The organism is Akkermansia muciniphila, from assembly GCF_002884975.1.
Classification (GTDB): Bacteria; Verrucomicrobiota; Verrucomicrobiia; order Verrucomicrobiales; family Akkermansiaceae; genus Akkermansia; species Akkermansia muciniphila_C.
On sequence record NZ_PJKB01000001.1, the window covers coordinates 1,417,657 to 1,433,309 of the forward strand.

The window sequence follows — 15,653 nt, forward strand, 5'->3', positions numbered from 1 at the left end:
TCTATTGCTGGTGAATATCAGTAAAAGGAAAACTTACGGGACGCAGAATATGGGCCATAATCCCCTAAAAGGCAATCCAAATTTGCCGTACGGCCTCAATTTTATTTTTTTACCGGGGCGGGAGGCGGGGCTATCCTGCCGCGCCATTCCTCCAGCGCCGGAAGAAAGGCGGAGGAAGACATGAGCGCATGAACGCTGTCCATGCGCATCAGGCACGCCTTTTCTCCGCCCTGGGCGCGCTCCACCAGCAGGGACTCCAGCAGAAGGCGGGCACGGGTGCGGGCGTCCGGCGCGCCGTCCAGCGCGGAGAAAACCAGCTTTCCGGCCTGCACCGGATCCTTCCGGTACAGGTATTCCAGGGCCAGCGCTTCATAGAGGCAGGAGGAAGGGGCCTTCCGGGCGGTCTCCAGCAGCCGGGCGGAGCGCTCCCGCCAGCGGTCCCCGAACTGCACCCGGGAAGCCCACCAGCCCTGGAAGTAGCGGTCTTCTTCCGCGGGCTTCACGTCCATGCCCTTCATGCGGGCATACGGGCGGTACAGGGGGTCACCGAACACCACCCCCTGCCAGGACAGCACGGGCATGCTCATCCAGGAGGCCTCCGCCACGGAATAGCCGTCCAGCAGCCGGTCCACAAAAATGTCAAAGCGGTGGCACGCGCCCAGGAACGGCTCATACACGTTCCCCACCGTCACGTCCGCCCCCTTTTCCAGCAGGGCGGAACTCCACCCCGTGCCGGGAACCTTGAAATCCGAAGCGCTGAAGGAATGCAGGTGCATGGCCACCGCTCCGGGCCGGAAGCGGAAGGAGGGGTCCGTGAACGGACCGTTCGCGGTACCCGTGTACCACCCGCAGTAGAGCGCCGTGTCCCGGCTCAGCGGGAACTTTTCCGGAAGAGTCTGGGGCCAGTCGTCCAGGTAGGCGGGTATGCCAGCCTCCCGCACGCTCCGGAACACGGCGTCCAGCCACGCATCCCCCTGGGCGTAGGGGCCGCCGCGGTCCACCACGGCCCACCCCCACAAGCCGTTTTTCTCCACCTCCGCGGGTTCCTTCACCAGCCGCATGCAGGTCTCCGCCGTCAGGCCGTCCAGGCGGCACACCAGGAACGTGGGGAGGCCGGCGCCCACAAAATCCTCCCTGGAATCATAATAGGGATTCGGAAGCCAGGACTTTTTTTCATATCCGTCCATGGCCAGCAGCGCCAGTTCCGAATCCACGGCGGCGCGGTCCGTCTGCATCTGGTTGACGTCCTTCCCGGGAGGGGGCACGGGATTTTCATGCCGTATCTTCATCGGCAGGTCCGCCATCAGCACCAGCGCGAAAATCTTCCGGTCCATCATGGGGGCGGAGGCAATGCCGGAGGGCACCCACCAGCGCTGTTCCCGTGCCGTACGCAGGAGGGGGGTGCGGATGAGGTCTTCATACTCCTTCCGGGAAATCTCATTGGCCGCGGGACAATCCAGGGAAATGAGGTTCCTTTCCGGCACGCCGCGCACCCGCGCATACTCCGCGGCCATGCGCCGGCTCAGCTCCGATTTCCCGTTGTAAACCACGGCCACATGCGCGGGCTGGAGTTCATAGGCCCAGACGGCGGAAAACCACGCCGCCAGGAAGAACAATACGGCTAATCCCCTCTTCAGCATACCCCCCTACCATACCTGATTCCGCGGGGCAATCAAGCAGGCGAACCGGAGCATCCGTGATTTCGCCATTTTTCCGCTTTTCGCTTCACTTCTAAAAAAAAATCGCTTTAATGGCTCCTGATGTATTGCAGGCTTTCACCTGCATTCCCTACAACCATCATACGCATATGATTCAACAAATTGACCATATCGGCATCGCCGTCAAGAGCCTTGACGCCACCGTTCCCTATTACCGTGATGCGCTCGGATTCGGAGAGCCCCACATTGAGGAAGTGCCCACGCAAAAGGTGCGTGTCGCCATGTTTGACGTTGCCGGAGTTCACATTGAACTGCTTGAACCCACCTCTCCGGAAAGCGCCATTGCCAAGGCCATTGAGAAAAAAGGGGAGGGCATCCACCACATCGCTTTCAAGACCAACGACATTGCCGACAACATTTCCAAGGCCAAGGACGCAGGCCTCACCGTGCTGAACGACCCGCCCGTCCCCGGCGCGCACAACACGCAGGTCACCTTCCTGCATCCCAAGTGCACCTTCGGCGTTCTGACCGAATTCTGCGAGCACCCCGGCTCCTGCGGATGCGGCAAGTAAGCATTTTCCGAATTCACCATACCACTATACCAAATGGCTATTGATCCCAAATTGATTGACGATCTGAACAGCCGCCGCAAGAAGGTCATCCTCAGCGGCGGTCAGGAAAAGATCGACAAAAGACATGAAAAGGGCGAGATGACTGCCCGTGACCGCATGGGGTACCTCTTTGAAGAAGGCACCTTCTCGGAAATCGGCATGCACGTGCGCCACAACTGCCACAACTTCGGCATGGGCAAGAAGGAAATCCCCGGCGACGGCGTCGTTTCCGGCTTCGGCCTGGTAAACGGCCGTCCGGTCGCCTGCGCGGCTTCCGACTTCCTGGCCCAGGGCGGTTCCCTCGGCTACATGCACGCCATGAAGATCGCGGACGCCCAGAAGTACGCCCTGAAGGCCGGCATCCCGATGGTGACGGTGAACGATTCCGGCGGCGCGCGCCTCCAGGAAGGCGTGGCGGCCCTGTCCGGCTATGCCCAGGTGTTCTACAACAACGTGCTGGCTTCCGGCGTGGTTCCGCAGATCTCCATGATCCTGGGCCCGTGCGCAGGCGGCGCGGCGTATTCCCCCGCCCTGACGGACTTCATCATCATGCGCAATTCCGGCAACGCCGGCATGTACATCACCGGTCCCAAGGTGATTGAGCAGGTCACGTATGAAAAGTGCACGATGGATGACATCGGCTCCGCGGCCATCCACGCCTCCGTGTCCGGCAACGTCCACTTTGTGGCGGACAGCGACGCGCATGCCATGGACATCCTGAAGAAGCTCCTTTCCTTCCTCCCCGCCAACAACGCGGAAGAACCGCCCCACAAGCTGGACACCCCGCTTGACCTGAGCGCGGACGAAGGCATGAGCGACCTGATCCCCGCAGACAACCGCACCCCCCTGGACGTGCAGCCCATCATCAGCCGCTTGGTGGATGACGGGGACTTCCTGGAAGTGCACAAGGACTTCGCCAAAAACGTCGTCGTCGGCTTCGGCCGCGTCTGCGGCGTGGTGGTCGGCATCATCGCCAACCAGCCCAACGTGAAGGCCGGCTGCCTGGACATTGACTCCTCCGACAAGGCCGCCCGCTTCATCCGCTTCTGCAACGCCTTCAACATTCCGTTGGTGAACCTGGTGGACGTGCCCGGCTTCCTGCCCGGCAAGAACCAGGAACGCGGCGGCATCATCCGCCACGGGGCCAAGCTCATCTTCGCCTATTCCCAGGCCACGGTGCCCAAGGTCACCCTGATCATGCGCAAGGCCTACGGCGGCGCCTACATCGCCATGTGCTGCAAGGACCTGGGCGCTGACGCCGTCTTTGCCTGGCCCGGCGCGGAAATCGCCGTGATGGGCGCGGAAGGCGCCGTTCCGGTGCTTTACGGCCGCGAGCTGAAAGCCGTGGAAGACCCCGCGGAAAAGGCCAAGCGCCAGGGAGAGCTTCTGGAAGAATACCGGGACGCCTTCTACAACCCGTACGTGGCGGCCGGCATGGGCCAGATCACGGAAGTCATCAATCCGGAAGAAACCCGCGCCAAAATCGCCTTTGCCCTGCGCACCCTGATGAACAAGAAGGAAGTGCGCCCGGCCAAGAAGCACGGCAACATTCCGCTCTAACATCCACCTTAACGGATTCATATGTTACTCACAGCACTAGCCTTTGCACAGGGCATGGCCAACATCATGGACAATCTGGACTACCAGATCGTCGGCATCCTGGTGGTCATGATGTGCCTGGGTGGCCTGGCCGTCATTCTGACCATCAGCGGCTCCGTTGCCGCCTCCATCCAGAACAAGGCCAAAGCCAGGGCCGCAGCGGCTTCCGCTGCTCCCTCCGGCATGCCTGCCGCCGCTCCCGCGGCAGCGGGCAAGCCGGGGATGACTCCGGAAATGCTCGCCATCCTCTCCGCAGCCGTGGACTCCGCCATGACGGAGCTCACGCCGGAAATGGTGGCAGTCATCTCCGCAGCCGTGGACGCAGGCCTGGACGGCATGAGCCACCGCATCGTGGAAATCAAGCAATCTCCGGGCTCCGGCTATGCGGCCGCAGGCAGGGCGGAAATCTTCGCCTCCCACCGCATCCGGCCATCCCATTGAACCACTCCATTACTCACCCCTACCCCCGCCCCTCCGGCGGGAACCATTAACTTAACATTCCATACCATACATTATTATGAAGAAACTTCGCATCACCGTTGACGGCAAGGTATTTGACGTATCCGTAGAACTCCTGGACCAAGTCTCCTCCACCACCTCGGCTCCGGCCCCCGTTGCAGCCCCGGCTCCCGCACCCGTAGCCTCCGCCCCTGTCGCGGCGCCCGCTCCGGCTCCCGCACCCGCCGCCGCTCCGGCCGCCGCAGGCGCAGGCGACGTTCCCAGCCCGCTTGCCGGCAAGGTTGTTTCCCTGGACGTTGCCCCCGGCACCGCCGTGAAGGCCGGTGACCAGATCCTGACGCTGGAAGCCATGAAGATGAATACCATCATTTACGCTCCCTCCGCCGGCACACTCACCGCTTTCTGCGTAGGCGCAGGCGACACGGTTCAGGAAGGACAGGCTCTGGCCAAGATTGGTTAATCCCGGCGGCAGCCGCCCGGAACCCCTAACACAGGTGTCCGGACTCCGACTCAGACTAAAAACCGCTACAAGAATTATTCCATATGAGTCTTTTTGATTCATTAATCACCTTTTTACAGGGGATGGGCATCTTCTCCCTATCATGGCAAATGGTAGGGATGTGGGGCATTGCCGTCCTTCTCCTGTACCTGGGTGTGGCCAAGCAATATGAACCTCTGCTGATGGTTCCGATTGCCTTTGGCGCTCTCATCGCCAACATTCCGGACAACGGAATGCTCATCACCCAGCTGAACCAGCAGGTCATCTCCTCCAATAAGGCGGGGGAAGTGACCGCCACGTCCCTGAACAACGTGGGCTACCTGCGCGTTCACGTGGCTCCGCTCCAGCAGGCACCCGTCAAGGTGCCGGCCAACCTGACCACGCCTGAAGCGCGCGCCCAGTATCTGGCAAACATGGAACAGCCCATGCAGGTTTACCCCGGCAGCCCGCTGACCGTCTCCCAGATCAAGCCCGTGCGGGAATCCCAGGAAAAAGCCAAGGCTGACGCCGCCCTTCTGGGGGACGACAGCCTGACGGTGGACCCCAACCTGAAGGACTTCCACAACGTGACGGAAGCGGACGCCAACGATCCGGTCTACCTGCTCACGAACGGTGGAGCCACCACCGTTCTGCGCCAGAAGGGAGTCAACTACTTTGACACGGAAGGCAACCAGGTTCCGGTGAATCTGGAAACGCAGAAGCTGGAACCCCTGGTGGTCTCCGCCGCAGGCAAGTACGTGGCCGTAGGCCAGCACACCCAGGAACTACTGGTCACCTCCATCCATGGGGGCCTGTACGACTGGATCGGGCTGGGCATCAAGGCTGAAATCTTCCCGCCCATCATCTTCCTGGGCGTGGGGGCCCTGACGGACTTCGGCCCGCTGCTCGCCGCACCGCGCACCCTTCTTCTGGGCGCAGCGGCCCAGGTGGGCGTGGCAGCCACCTTCTTCATGGCCCTGTTCATGGGCTTCACGCCCAATGAATCCGCCTCCATCGGCATCATCGGCGGCGCTGACGGCCCCACCTCCATCTTCCTGACGATGAAGCTGGCTCCGCACCTGCTGGGTGCCGTGGCCGTGGCCGCGTACACGTACATGGCACTGGTTCCGCTGATACAGCCGCCCATCATGGCGCTGCTGACCACGAAGAAGGAGCGCGTCATCCGCATGAAATCCCTGCGAACGGTCAGCAAGAGTGAAAAACTGTTCTTCGCCGTGCTGGTAACCATTGTCACCATCCTGCTGATTCCGGACGCCTCTCCGCTGATCGGCATGCTGATGCTGGGCAACTTCCTGCGCGAGTGCAAGGTGACGGAACGCCTGGTGCAGGCCTCCCAGAATGAAATCATCAACATCGTCACCATCTTCCTGGGCACCTCCGTGGGTCTGACGATGCAGGGTGACCGCTTCCTGCAGAAGGAAACGCTGCTGATCATTCTGCTGGGCATTGTCGCCTTCGGCGTAGCCACCGCGGGCGGCGTGATTGCCGCCAAGCTCATGAACCTCATCTGGCGCAAGAATCCGGTCAATCCCCTGATCGGTTCCGCTGGCGTCTCCGCCGTTCCGATGGCGGCGCGCGTCTCCCACAATGTGGGCCAGAAGTACGATCCCTCCAACTACCTTCTCATGCACGCCATGGGACCGAACGTTGCGGGCGTGATCGGCACCGCAGTCATCGCAGGCTACTACATCGCCACCCTGGCGAGATAACCTGATTTGAAATTATTCCAGGCCTCGGCCCATCCCATGAATTCCACCGCCCCATCCCCCACTCCTCCAGAGGAGGAAGGACCATGCGGCGACTGGACCTATCATGAATGGGCCGAGGCTTCTTCCACCAATGACCTGGCCCGTTCCCTGCCCCCCCGCCACATTGCCGTCTGCCGCGTGCAGAAGAGCGGCCGCGGCAGGTTCAACCGCAAATGGGTAGGGGAAGAAGGCGGCCTGTGGTCCTCCTTCACCGTTCCCCTGGATACTGCAGCCGGTGTGCACTGGGGCCATCTGCCCCTGGTTGCAGGGCTGGCCCTGCTCAACATGCTCCGCAGCATGGGCATTGCCAACGCGCGCCTGCGCTGGCCCAACGACGTCCTCATAGAAAAATCCAAACTGGCGGGCATTCTTGTGGAGCGCCCCTCCGCGCACATGGCCGTCATCGGCATGGGCATCAACATTTTCAATGACGTGGCCTCTATAGCCGGAGAAATCAAGGACCCTCCCGCAAGGCTCGCGGATCTTGTTCAGGACTGTCCCTCACCGCATGACGTCATGGCTTCCCTCGGCAGGCATTTGGACCAGGTTTTTTCTACCTTTGCCCATGGCGGCATCCCCGCCCTTCAGGAGGGGCTGGCGCAAGCATGGGCCGGGAAAAGGCCGGTTTCCATCCTTACGGATGACGAAACCATCCGGGGAATCTTTACGGGGATTGACGATCAGGGCAATCCTGTGGTATCCCTTCCGGCCGGTTCCCTCCGGACCGTCCCGGCACATCTGATCAACAGGCTTGTTGAAGAACAAGCCTGACCGCTCCGTTTACACGGAGTTTCTTTCTCTTTCATCCAACAAAAATCACTGACATGAGTTACAAGGAACTAACACCAGAAGAAGCAGCAAGCCTGATTAAACACGGCCACCACATTGGCCTGAGCGGGTTCACTCCCGCAGGGACGGCCAAGGCTGTGACGGCTGAATTGGCAAAAATTGCAGAAGCGGAACACGCGAAGGGGAACCCCTTCCAGGTGAGCGTCTTCACCGGCGCTTCCACGGGCGATTCCTGCGACGGGGTTCTTTCCCGCGCCAAGGCTATTCGCTACCGCGCCCCCTACACCACCAACGTTGACTTCCGCAAGGCGGTGAACAATGGGGAAATCGCCTACAACGACATCCACCTGTCCCAGATGGCCCAGGAAATCCGTTACGGGTTCATGGGCAAAGTAGACATGGCCATCATCGAAGCCTGCGAGGTTACGGCCGACGGTAAAATTTATCTGACGGCCGCCGGAGGGATCGCTCCCACCATTTGCCGCCTTGCCGACAAGATCATCGTGGAATTGAACGCCGCCCACAGCAAAAATGCCATGGGGCTGCATGACGTTTACGAACCCCTGGATCCTCCCAACCGCCGTGAAATCCCCATTTACAAACCCAGCGACCGTATCGGGAAACCATACATCCAGGTTGACCCGAAGAAGATCGTGGGCATTGTGGAAACCAACTGGCCGGACGAAGCCCGTTCCTTTGCCGCGGCTGACCCCCTGACCGATAAAATCGGGCAGAACGTGGCCGACTTCCTGGCCGCCGACATGAAGCGGGGCATTATCCCCTCCACCTTCCTGCCGCTTCAGTCCGGCGTGGGCAACATTGCAAACGCCGTGCTGGGCGCCCTGGGCCGCGACAAGACGATCCCCGCCTTTGAAATGTACACGGAAGTCATCCAGAACTCCGTCATCGGCCTGATCCGGGAGGGCCGCGTGAAATTCGGGAGCGCCTGTTCCCTGACCGTTACGAATGACTGCCTGGAAGGCATTTACAGGGATATGGACTTCTTCCGCGACAAGCTGGTGCTCCGTCCCTCGGAAATATCCAACAGCCCGGAAGTGATCCGCCGCCTCGGCGTCATCTCCATCAACACCGCCATTGAAGCCGACCTTTACGGGAACGTCAACTCCACGCACATCGGCGGCACGAAGATGATGAACGGCATCGGCGGTTCCGGCGACTTCACGCGCAACGCTTATATTTCCATCTTCACCTGCCCGTCCGTAGCCAAGGACGGCAAGATCAGCGCCATCGTCCCCATGGTCTCCCACCATGACCATACGGAACATGACGTCAATATCATCATTACCGAACAGGGCGTCGCGGACCTTCGCGGCAAGAGCCCGAAAGAACGGGCCCAGACCATTATTGAGAACTGCGTCCATCCGGATTACAAGAACATCCTCTGGGATTACCTGAAACTGTCCGGCGGCAAGGCCCAGACTCCGCAGTCTATCCGGGCCGCCCTGGGCATGCATGCCGAGCTGGCCAAGAGCGGAGACATGAAGAATGTCGACTGGGCCCAATACCAGTAACTCCTGCCTGCCGTCATTCGCATTGACGCCCATGACTCCACGTTAACCCTGAAGGACCGCTCCCGCACAAGGGGCGGTCCTTTTCCTTTTTCCCGGCCTTCATCATTGCCCGCCCCTCTCCCATGAACTGGATGATTTATCCCGCAGCCAAGGCATTGGTCAAAGCCTGCGCCTTCCTCTTCGGCGCGGGGTCCATCCTGACGGCGTTCATCCACATGGCCCTCCCCGTCCTGGCCGCTTCTCCGGAGCAGATGCCCGGATGGCTGGGAGCGGGAACCTGGGCCGCCCTTCTCAGCATCCTTTCCCTGGCGTGCATCTCCATGTGGGGAAGCAGGGTTCTGCTTGCCTCCCGCGGCAACCGCGTCACCCGCGTGCTGAGCATGCTGGCGGTTCTTCCGGCCCTGTACGCCCTGCTCATTCCGTTCACCGGGCAGGCCGCCGCCTTCCAGTATGCGGAGATGGAAAGAACCTGGGAGATGTTCCTTCTTCTGGCCGCCGCCACCGCCTTCTTTGCCTTTCCCTATACCCGCGGCTATCCGCCGCGCGCTAGAAAAAGATTTCTGGCCTGGGCTATCCTGGCCGCATGCAACGGATTGCAGAGCGCCCTGTTTTTCCTGTTCCTCCTTTTGTGGAACGTGCTGTCCGGCCCTTCCCCGTCCATAGCCGCCGCACTTCCCTACGCGGTTCTCCTGCTTTCCTGCGGGCTGGAGATAGCCCTGGCCGCGCTTTCCGCCATGCTGGCCCTGACCCTGTTCCGGGATGTAACGGGAATAGCCTCCCTCCCGGACCTTCAGGACCCGGAAATGCCCGGAACGCGGGAATAAAGAAAAAAACTCTGCGCCAGCCGCATGAAGCGGCGGCGTTATTTCACCAGCTCATCCAGGTAGCAGCCGTAGCCGTTATTTTTCATGGCTCCCGCCTGGTCTTGAAGCGTCTCCCGGGAAATCCACCCGTTGTTAAAGGCAATCTCCTCCAGGCAGGCCACCTTGAAGCCCTGGTGATGCTCCAGGGTGCGCACGAACATGGAGGCCTCCAGCAGGGTGTCATGCGTGCCGGTGTCCAGCCACGTATAGCCGCGCGCCAGCTTTTCCACATTCAGAAGGCCCATTTTCAGGTATTCCTGGTTCACGGACGTGATTTCCAGCTCTCCCCGGGGAGATTTGGGAATCCTTTTGGCGATCTCCACCACCTGGTTGTCGTAAAAATACAGGCCGGTTACGGCCATGTCGGACTTGGGCCTGAGCGGCTTTTCCTCAATGGAGACGGCCTTCCCCTCCTCATTAAATTCCACCACGCCGAAACGCTGGGGGTCATGCACCTGGTAGCCGAAGATGGTCGCCCCGCGCGTCAGTTCCGCGGCGCGGCGCAGCTTTTCCGTCAGGCCGCGCCCGTAAAAAATATTGTCCCCCAGCACCAGGGCCACCGTATCCTTCCCGATGAATTCCTCACCGATGATGAAGGCCTGCGCCAGCCCTTCCGGCCTGGGCTGTTCCCGGTATTCAAAGGAGACGCCGAACCTGCTTCCGTCCCCCAGCAAATCCCTGTACAAGGGCAGGTCCCGGGGGGTGGAAATAATGAGAATCTCCCGGATTCCGGCCAGCATCAGCACGGAAATGGGATAATACACCATCGGCTTGTCATAAATGGGCAGCAGTTGCTTGCTGACGGAAAGCGTGACGGGATGCAGGCGCGTACCGCTTCCCCCTGCCAGAACAATACCTTTCATGTCTATCTCCTAGCTATTGGTTCCCAGGCGTTCCAGACGGTATTCCCCGGACAGGATGCCGCTCCACCAGTCTTCATGGTCCAGATACCACTGGATGGTCTTCCTGAACCCGGAGGAATGGTCCTGGCGCGGGCTCCAGCCCAGTTCCCTACGGATTTTGGAGGCGTCAATCGCATAGCGCAGGTCATGGCCCGGCCTGTCCTGTACAAAGGTGATCTGCTCCCGGTAGCTGCGTCCGTCCGCACGGGGCCGCAATTCATCCAGATGGGAGCACAGCAGCTCCACCAGTTCCAGGTTCGTTTTCTCGTTATTGCCGCCTATGTTATACGTTTCTCCTGGTTTTCCGGCAGAAACGGCAGCAAGGAGGGCTTCGCAGTGGTCCCCCACATACAGCCAGTCCCTTACATTTTCCCCCTTGCCGTACACGGGGATGGATTCTCCGGCAAGCGCCTTCAGGATAACCACGGGAATCAGCTTCTCCGGGAACTGGTAAGGGCCGTAATTGTTGGAACAGTTGGTAATCAGGGAAGGGAGCCCGTACGTATCATGCCACGCGCGCACCAGGTGGTCGCTGGACGCCTTGCTGGCGGAATACGGGGAATGGGGGCGGTACGGCGTGGATTCCGTAAACAATCCGTCCTTACCCAGGGAGCCGTATACCTCGTCCGTGGAAATGTGGTGGAAGCGGAAGGCCGCCTTTTTCTCCCCTTCCAGGGAGCGGTAATATTCCAGTGCGGCCTGAAGCATGGAAAAGGTGCCCATCACGTTGGTCGTCATGAAATCCCCGGGATCATCAATGGACCGGTCCACGTGGGATTCCGCCGCCAGGTGCATCACCCAGTCCGGCCCGTACTGCCGCAGGGTGCGCCGCATCAGGTCGGCATCCCGCACATCGGCGTGCAGGAAACGGTAAGCGGGAGAAGCCGCCACATCATCCAGGGAACGGATGTTGCCTGCATAGGTCAGGGCGTCAATGTTCAGGACTTCATGGCCGCGCTCCAGCAGCAGCCTGACCAGATTGGAGCCGATGAACCCGGCTCCGCCCGTAACGATAACTTTCATAACTCTGTTTTCAGGGAAAGATGCGGCGCCATCATACAGCAGCGGCATGGTTTTACAAAACAAATCCGCCCATGCCGCCGGGAACGGGGAGGCATGGGCGGGAAAAAGCGGCACTCATTACCGCGGAACCGGCTAGCAGCTCAGTTCCCGGCAGAGGTTGATAATGTCCGGATTTACGGAATACTGCTGCCCGGCCACGGCATCCAGGGAGGCATAGCCGTACTGGCCGTCCTGGTACACCATGATCTGGTTGATGTCTCCGTTATTCAGGGCTTCCACGGCGCGCGTGGCAAAGCGGGTGCCCATCAGGCGGTCACGGGCGGTGGGTGAGCCGCCGCGCTGCACATGGCCAAGCACGGTCAGGCGGGTGTCCATTCCGGCGCGTTCCGTCAGCCAGCGGGTCAGGTACTGGGCCACGCGGGTGCCTTCCGCCACCACGGCGATGATGCAGCTCCCTTCTTCATTGATGACGGGCTGCAAACGCTTGTAGATGGATTCCAGGTCGTAAGGGATTTCAGGGACAATGCAAATGTCCGCCGCACTGCAAAGGGCGGTGGTCATCGCCAGGTAGCCGCAGTCGCGGCCCATGGTTTCCACCACAAATGCGCGGTGGTGGGAGCGGGCCGTGTCGCGGACGGAGTCAATGCAGTCCAGAATCACGTTCTGGGCGGTGTCCACGCCCAGGCAGTAGTCCGTGCCGGCGATGTCGTTGTCAATCGTGGCCGGAATGCCGGCGAAGGGCACTTCAAAATCATTGAAAAAGTCATTCAGGGCGCGGAAGGAGCCGTCACCGCCCATGATGACGAGCTTGTCAATGTTGCGGTCCTTCAGGTGCTCGTAGGCCTGCTTGCGGAATTCGTAGTCAAAGAAACGCTTGGACCGGGAGGAGCGGAGGAGAGTGCCGCCCCTGTAGATCATGTCGCTGGTCAGTTCCCGGGTGGCTTCCTTGATTTTTCCATCGATCAGGCCTTCCAGGCCGTCATAGACAACGTACGGGTTCATTCCAAGCTGGCGGGCATGATCCACAGCCGCCCTGATCGCCGGATTCATTCCGGCGGCGTCACCGCCTGATGTCATAATGGCTATTCCACTCATAAGTAATAAGGTTAACTTGTCCGGGGCGGAATGGTACCGAGCCGGGCAAATAATGCAAGCGCGGAGTTTTTACTGGCGCAATAAACGGCAACGCTTCATGATGCAGTGGCATGAACGACACCGCAACAGCCATTCTGAAGGCCACAGCCGCCCTCCGGGACGGCACGGAGCGGCTCCAGTTCGGAGACCCGGTCCACTTTACCTACAATCCGCTCACCTACGCCTGGGCGCCGCATGAGCAGTACGTGCGCACCTACGGGAACGGGGAAAAGAGCCACTTCTTCCTGGGCATGAATCCCGGCCCCTTCGGCATGGCCCAGACGGGCGTCCCCTTCGGGGAAGTGGATGCGGTCGTCAACTGGCTGCTCATCCGCGGAGAAGTCGGCAGGCCGGAGCATACCCATCCCAAACGCCCGGTGGAGGGCTTCAACTGCCCCCGTTCGGAAGTCAGCGGACGCCGCCTGTGGGGGCTCTTTGCGGAAACCTTCGGCACGGCGGAAAACTTCTTCCGGCACAACTACGTGGCCAACTATTGCCCCCTGATCTGGATGGGCGCCACCGGAGCCAACATCACGCCGGACAAATTGCCCGCAGACCAACGCGCCGCCGTGGATGCCGTGTGCATGGAACACCTGGTTTCCCTCATCTCCATCCTGAACCCGCACACCCTGGTGGGCGTGGGGGCGTACGCCACGCAGAAGCTGCGGGACGCCGCCGCCCGGCTCCCCGGAAAAAGCTTCACCGTCGGCACCCTGCTCCATCCCAGCCCCGCCAGCCCCATGGCCAACAAGCTCTGGCCGGAACGCCCCATCCAGCAGCTTAAGGAGCTGGGCATTTTATGAAGGGTTGAGAGTTTAAAGTGGAGAGTTTAGTGATGGAGGGAATTACTAGAGTAAAAAGCAGGAAATTTGCTGTCCGGATCGTTCATTTGTACCAGTTTTTGTGTAATGAGAGGAAGGAGTTCGTGCTTTCAAAACAACTATTGAGAAGCGGTACCGGCATTGGGGCCAACCTGGCGGAAGCGGAATGCGCCATCAGCAAGAAGGATTTCCTCTCCAAAATCTACATCGCCTTGAAGGAATGTTCGGAAACCCTTTACTGGCTTGATTTGCTCAGGGACACGTCCTTCCTGACGGAAGAAATGCACGCCAGCATCTACCGTGACGGAGAAGAACTCAAACGCCTCCTCACCTCCACCACAAAAACCGTTTCCCTCCAAATTAAAAATAATTCTTAATCTAAATCACTCTCCACTCTCCACTCTCCACTCTCCACTCTCCACTCTCCACTCTCCACTCTCCACTCTCCACTCTCCACTCTCCACTCTCCCGCCTCAGGCCTTTTTACTGGACAGGAAGAAGAGGGTTCCGTACAGTTTCCGCGATATTCAAGCGTTCCGAATTTTATGGCAATTTCAGATTACATCGTGACCATTGGCCTGGAAGTCCACTGCCAGATCAAGACGAAGAGCAAAATGTTCTGCTCCTGCGAGACCGGCTTTGGCTTTGAACCCAATACGCGCGTGTGCCCCACTTGCCTGGGGCTGCCGGGCGCCTTGCCCGTGCTGAATGAGTTCGCCATTGAACGCACCCTGCTGACCGGGCTGATGCTGGGATGCTCCAGCCCGGAGGTTTCCCAGTGGGACCGCAAGAATTACTTTTACCCGGACATGGCGAAGAATTACCAGACCTCCCAGCTGGATCTGCCGCTGTGCCTGGGCGGGGAGGTTCCCCTGTATCCCTGGTCCTACCCGAATGACGTGATCAAGGCCGGCGTGCCCCCCTTCCGCACCGTGAAGCTGACCCGCATCCATTTGGAAGAGGATGCGGCAAAGATCACCCACCACGCCAATTATTCCCTGATTGACTACAACCGCGCCGGTTCCGCCCTGATGGAGATTGTCTCCGATCCGGATATCGACACTCCGGAGGAAGCCTACGCCTACCTTAAGTCCCTCCAGCAGATTCTGAATTACGGGGATATTTCCGACGCTGACATGGAGAAGGGCCAGATGCGCTGCGACGTGAATATTTCCCTGCGTCCCCACGGCCAGAAGGAACTGGGCGCAAAGGTGGAGATGAAGAACCTCAATTCCATGTCCGCCGTACGCCGGGCCCTTCATTATGAAATCCAGCGCCAGGCGGAAGAACTGGACATGGGCATGGCGCAGATCCAGTCCACCCGCCGCTGGGACGACGAACGCGGGGAGAGCGCCATCATGCGCACCAAGGAAGACGCGCATGATTACCGCTATTTCCCCTGCCCGGACCTGGTGCCCATACACACCGCCCCGCTGGTGGAGAAGGTGCGCAGCCAGATTCCGGAACTGCCCCAGGAACGCCAGAAAAGGTTCATGGAGGACTACGGCCTGAGCGAATATGACGCCAACGTGCTGGTGGGAGACCTGGAACTTGCCCGCTTCTTTGAAGAGGCCGCGCAGGGAACGGCCAGCGGCAAGAAGATTGCCAACTGGGTCATCAACAATATTTCCGCCGTGCTGAATGAAAAAGGCATGCGCCCGTCCGAATGCCCGGTGAAACCGGAAGCCATCCGGGACCTGATCGCCATTATTGACGACGGCACCGTTTCCAACAACCAGGCCAAGGACGTCTTCACCCGGATGTGGGAGGAACCGTCCCTCACCGCGGCTCAGGCAGCCAAGCTGCTCGGCTTTGAAAAGGCGGATTCCTCCTTCCTGGACGCCATCGTGCAGGAGGTCATTTCCGCCAATCCGGCCAAGGTGGCTGAAATCCAGGCAGGCAACGACAAGCTCCTGAACTGGCTCACCGGACAGGTGATGAAAGCCGCCAAGGGCAAGGCCAACCCGAAGATTGTGACGGAAGCGCTGAAAAAAGCTCTTTCAGAACAGTGACCA

Annotated in this window: 15 protein-coding genes; 11 read left to right on the forward strand and 4 right to left on the reverse strand. The window is 60.1% G+C overall.

Annotated features, from left to right (window positions below; genetic code table 11):
• Positions 1-101: 101 nt before the first annotated feature.
• The gene (locus tag CXU21_RS05745) at positions 102-1,640 is read right to left on the reverse strand and encodes a TIGR03790 family protein (protein WP_102725363.1); all 1,539 of its coding nucleotides are present in this window, start codon (positions 1,638-1,640) and stop codon (positions 102-104) included.
• Positions 1,641-1,807: 167 nt separating this feature from the next.
• On the opposite strand from CXU21_RS05745, the gene mce reads away from it, so the two are divergent.
• The 8 genes from mce (at position 1,808) to CXU21_RS05785 (ending at position 9,719) form a co-directional block, all read left to right on the forward strand.
• Positions 1,808-2,230: a methylmalonyl-CoA epimerase gene (mce, locus tag CXU21_RS05750; RefSeq protein WP_102725447.1), complete on the forward strand. Its 423-nt coding sequence runs from the start codon at positions 1,808-1,810 to the stop codon at positions 2,228-2,230.
• Positions 2,231-2,263: 33 nt separating this feature from the next.
• Positions 2,264-3,829, forward strand: coding sequence for an acyl-CoA carboxylase subunit beta (locus tag CXU21_RS05755; RefSeq protein WP_102713857.1), 1,566 nt, complete (start codon positions 2,264-2,266; stop codon positions 3,827-3,829).
• Between the two features lie 21 nt (positions 3,830-3,850).
• Positions 3,851-4,309 (forward strand): OadG family transporter subunit, encoded by a 459-nt coding sequence (locus CXU21_RS05760; RefSeq protein ID WP_102713855.1) that lies wholly within the window; start codon positions 3,851-3,853, stop codon positions 4,307-4,309.
• A 76-nt stretch (positions 4,310-4,385) separates the two neighbouring features.
• Positions 4,386-4,787: a biotin/lipoyl-containing protein gene (locus CXU21_RS05765; RefSeq protein WP_180972677.1), complete on the forward strand. Its 402-nt coding sequence runs from the start codon at positions 4,386-4,388 to the stop codon at positions 4,785-4,787.
• A gap of 83 nt (positions 4,788-4,870) precedes the next feature.
• Complete coding sequence (locus tag CXU21_RS05770) at positions 4,871-6,535, forward strand: sodium ion-translocating decarboxylase subunit beta (RefSeq protein WP_102725365.1); 1,665 nt, start codon at positions 4,871-4,873, stop codon at positions 6,533-6,535.
• A 36-nt stretch (positions 6,536-6,571) separates the two neighbouring features.
• Positions 6,572-7,345: a biotin--[acetyl-CoA-carboxylase] ligase gene (locus CXU21_RS05775; RefSeq protein ID WP_102725366.1), complete on the forward strand. Its 774-nt coding sequence runs from the start codon at positions 6,572-6,574 to the stop codon at positions 7,343-7,345.
• A gap of 53 nt (positions 7,346-7,398) precedes the next feature.
• Entirely contained in the window at positions 7,399-8,895 is a 1,497-nt protein-coding gene (locus CXU21_RS05780) for an acetyl-CoA hydrolase/transferase family protein (protein WP_102725367.1), read from the forward strand.
• Positions 8,896-9,017: 122 nt separating this feature from the next.
• The gene (locus CXU21_RS05785) at positions 9,018-9,719 is read left to right on the forward strand and encodes a hypothetical protein (protein ID WP_146016978.1); all 702 of its coding nucleotides are present in this window, start codon (positions 9,018-9,020) and stop codon (positions 9,717-9,719) included.
• Positions 9,720-9,757: 38 nt separating this feature from the next.
• Here the strand turns inward: CXU21_RS05785 and rfbA are convergent, their stop codons facing one another.
• The 3 genes from rfbA to CXU21_RS05800 form a co-directional block, all read right to left on the reverse strand.
• A complete protein-coding gene (rfbA, locus tag CXU21_RS05790; RefSeq protein WP_102725369.1) occupies positions 9,758-10,621 on the reverse strand; it encodes a glucose-1-phosphate thymidylyltransferase RfbA in 864 nt (287 codons plus the stop codon).
• Between the two features lie 9 nt (positions 10,622-10,630).
• Positions 10,631-11,683 (reverse strand): dTDP-glucose 4,6-dehydratase, encoded by a 1,053-nt coding sequence (gene rfbB / locus CXU21_RS05795; RefSeq protein WP_102725370.1) that lies wholly within the window; start codon positions 11,681-11,683, stop codon positions 10,631-10,633.
• Between the two features lie 132 nt (positions 11,684-11,815).
• Positions 11,816-12,760, reverse strand: a complete 945-nt coding sequence (locus tag CXU21_RS05800) for a 6-phosphofructokinase (protein WP_257996547.1) — start codon at positions 12,758-12,760, stop codon at positions 11,816-11,818.
• Positions 12,761-12,888: 128 nt separating this feature from the next.
• On the opposite strand from CXU21_RS05800, the gene CXU21_RS05805 reads away from it, so the two are divergent.
• The 3 genes from CXU21_RS05805 to gatB all read left to right on the forward strand — a co-directional run bounded on the left by CXU21_RS05805 (position 12,889) and on the right by gatB (position 15,650).
• Positions 12,889-13,620, forward strand: coding sequence for a uracil-DNA glycosylase family protein (locus CXU21_RS05805; RefSeq protein ID WP_102725371.1), 732 nt, complete (start codon positions 12,889-12,891; stop codon positions 13,618-13,620).
• Positions 13,621-13,652: 32 nt separating this feature from the next.
• On the forward strand, positions 13,653-14,015 hold the full coding sequence (locus CXU21_RS05810) for a four helix bundle protein (RefSeq protein WP_102713835.1): 363 nt from the start codon (positions 13,653-13,655) through the stop codon (positions 14,013-14,015).
• A gap of 168 nt (positions 14,016-14,183) precedes the next feature.
• The gene (gene gatB, locus CXU21_RS05815; protein ID WP_102725372.1) at positions 14,184-15,650 is read left to right on the forward strand and encodes an Asp-tRNA(Asn)/Glu-tRNA(Gln) amidotransferase subunit GatB; all 1,467 of its coding nucleotides are present in this window, start codon (positions 14,184-14,186) and stop codon (positions 15,648-15,650) included.
• Positions 15,651-15,653 lie beyond the last annotated feature (3 nt).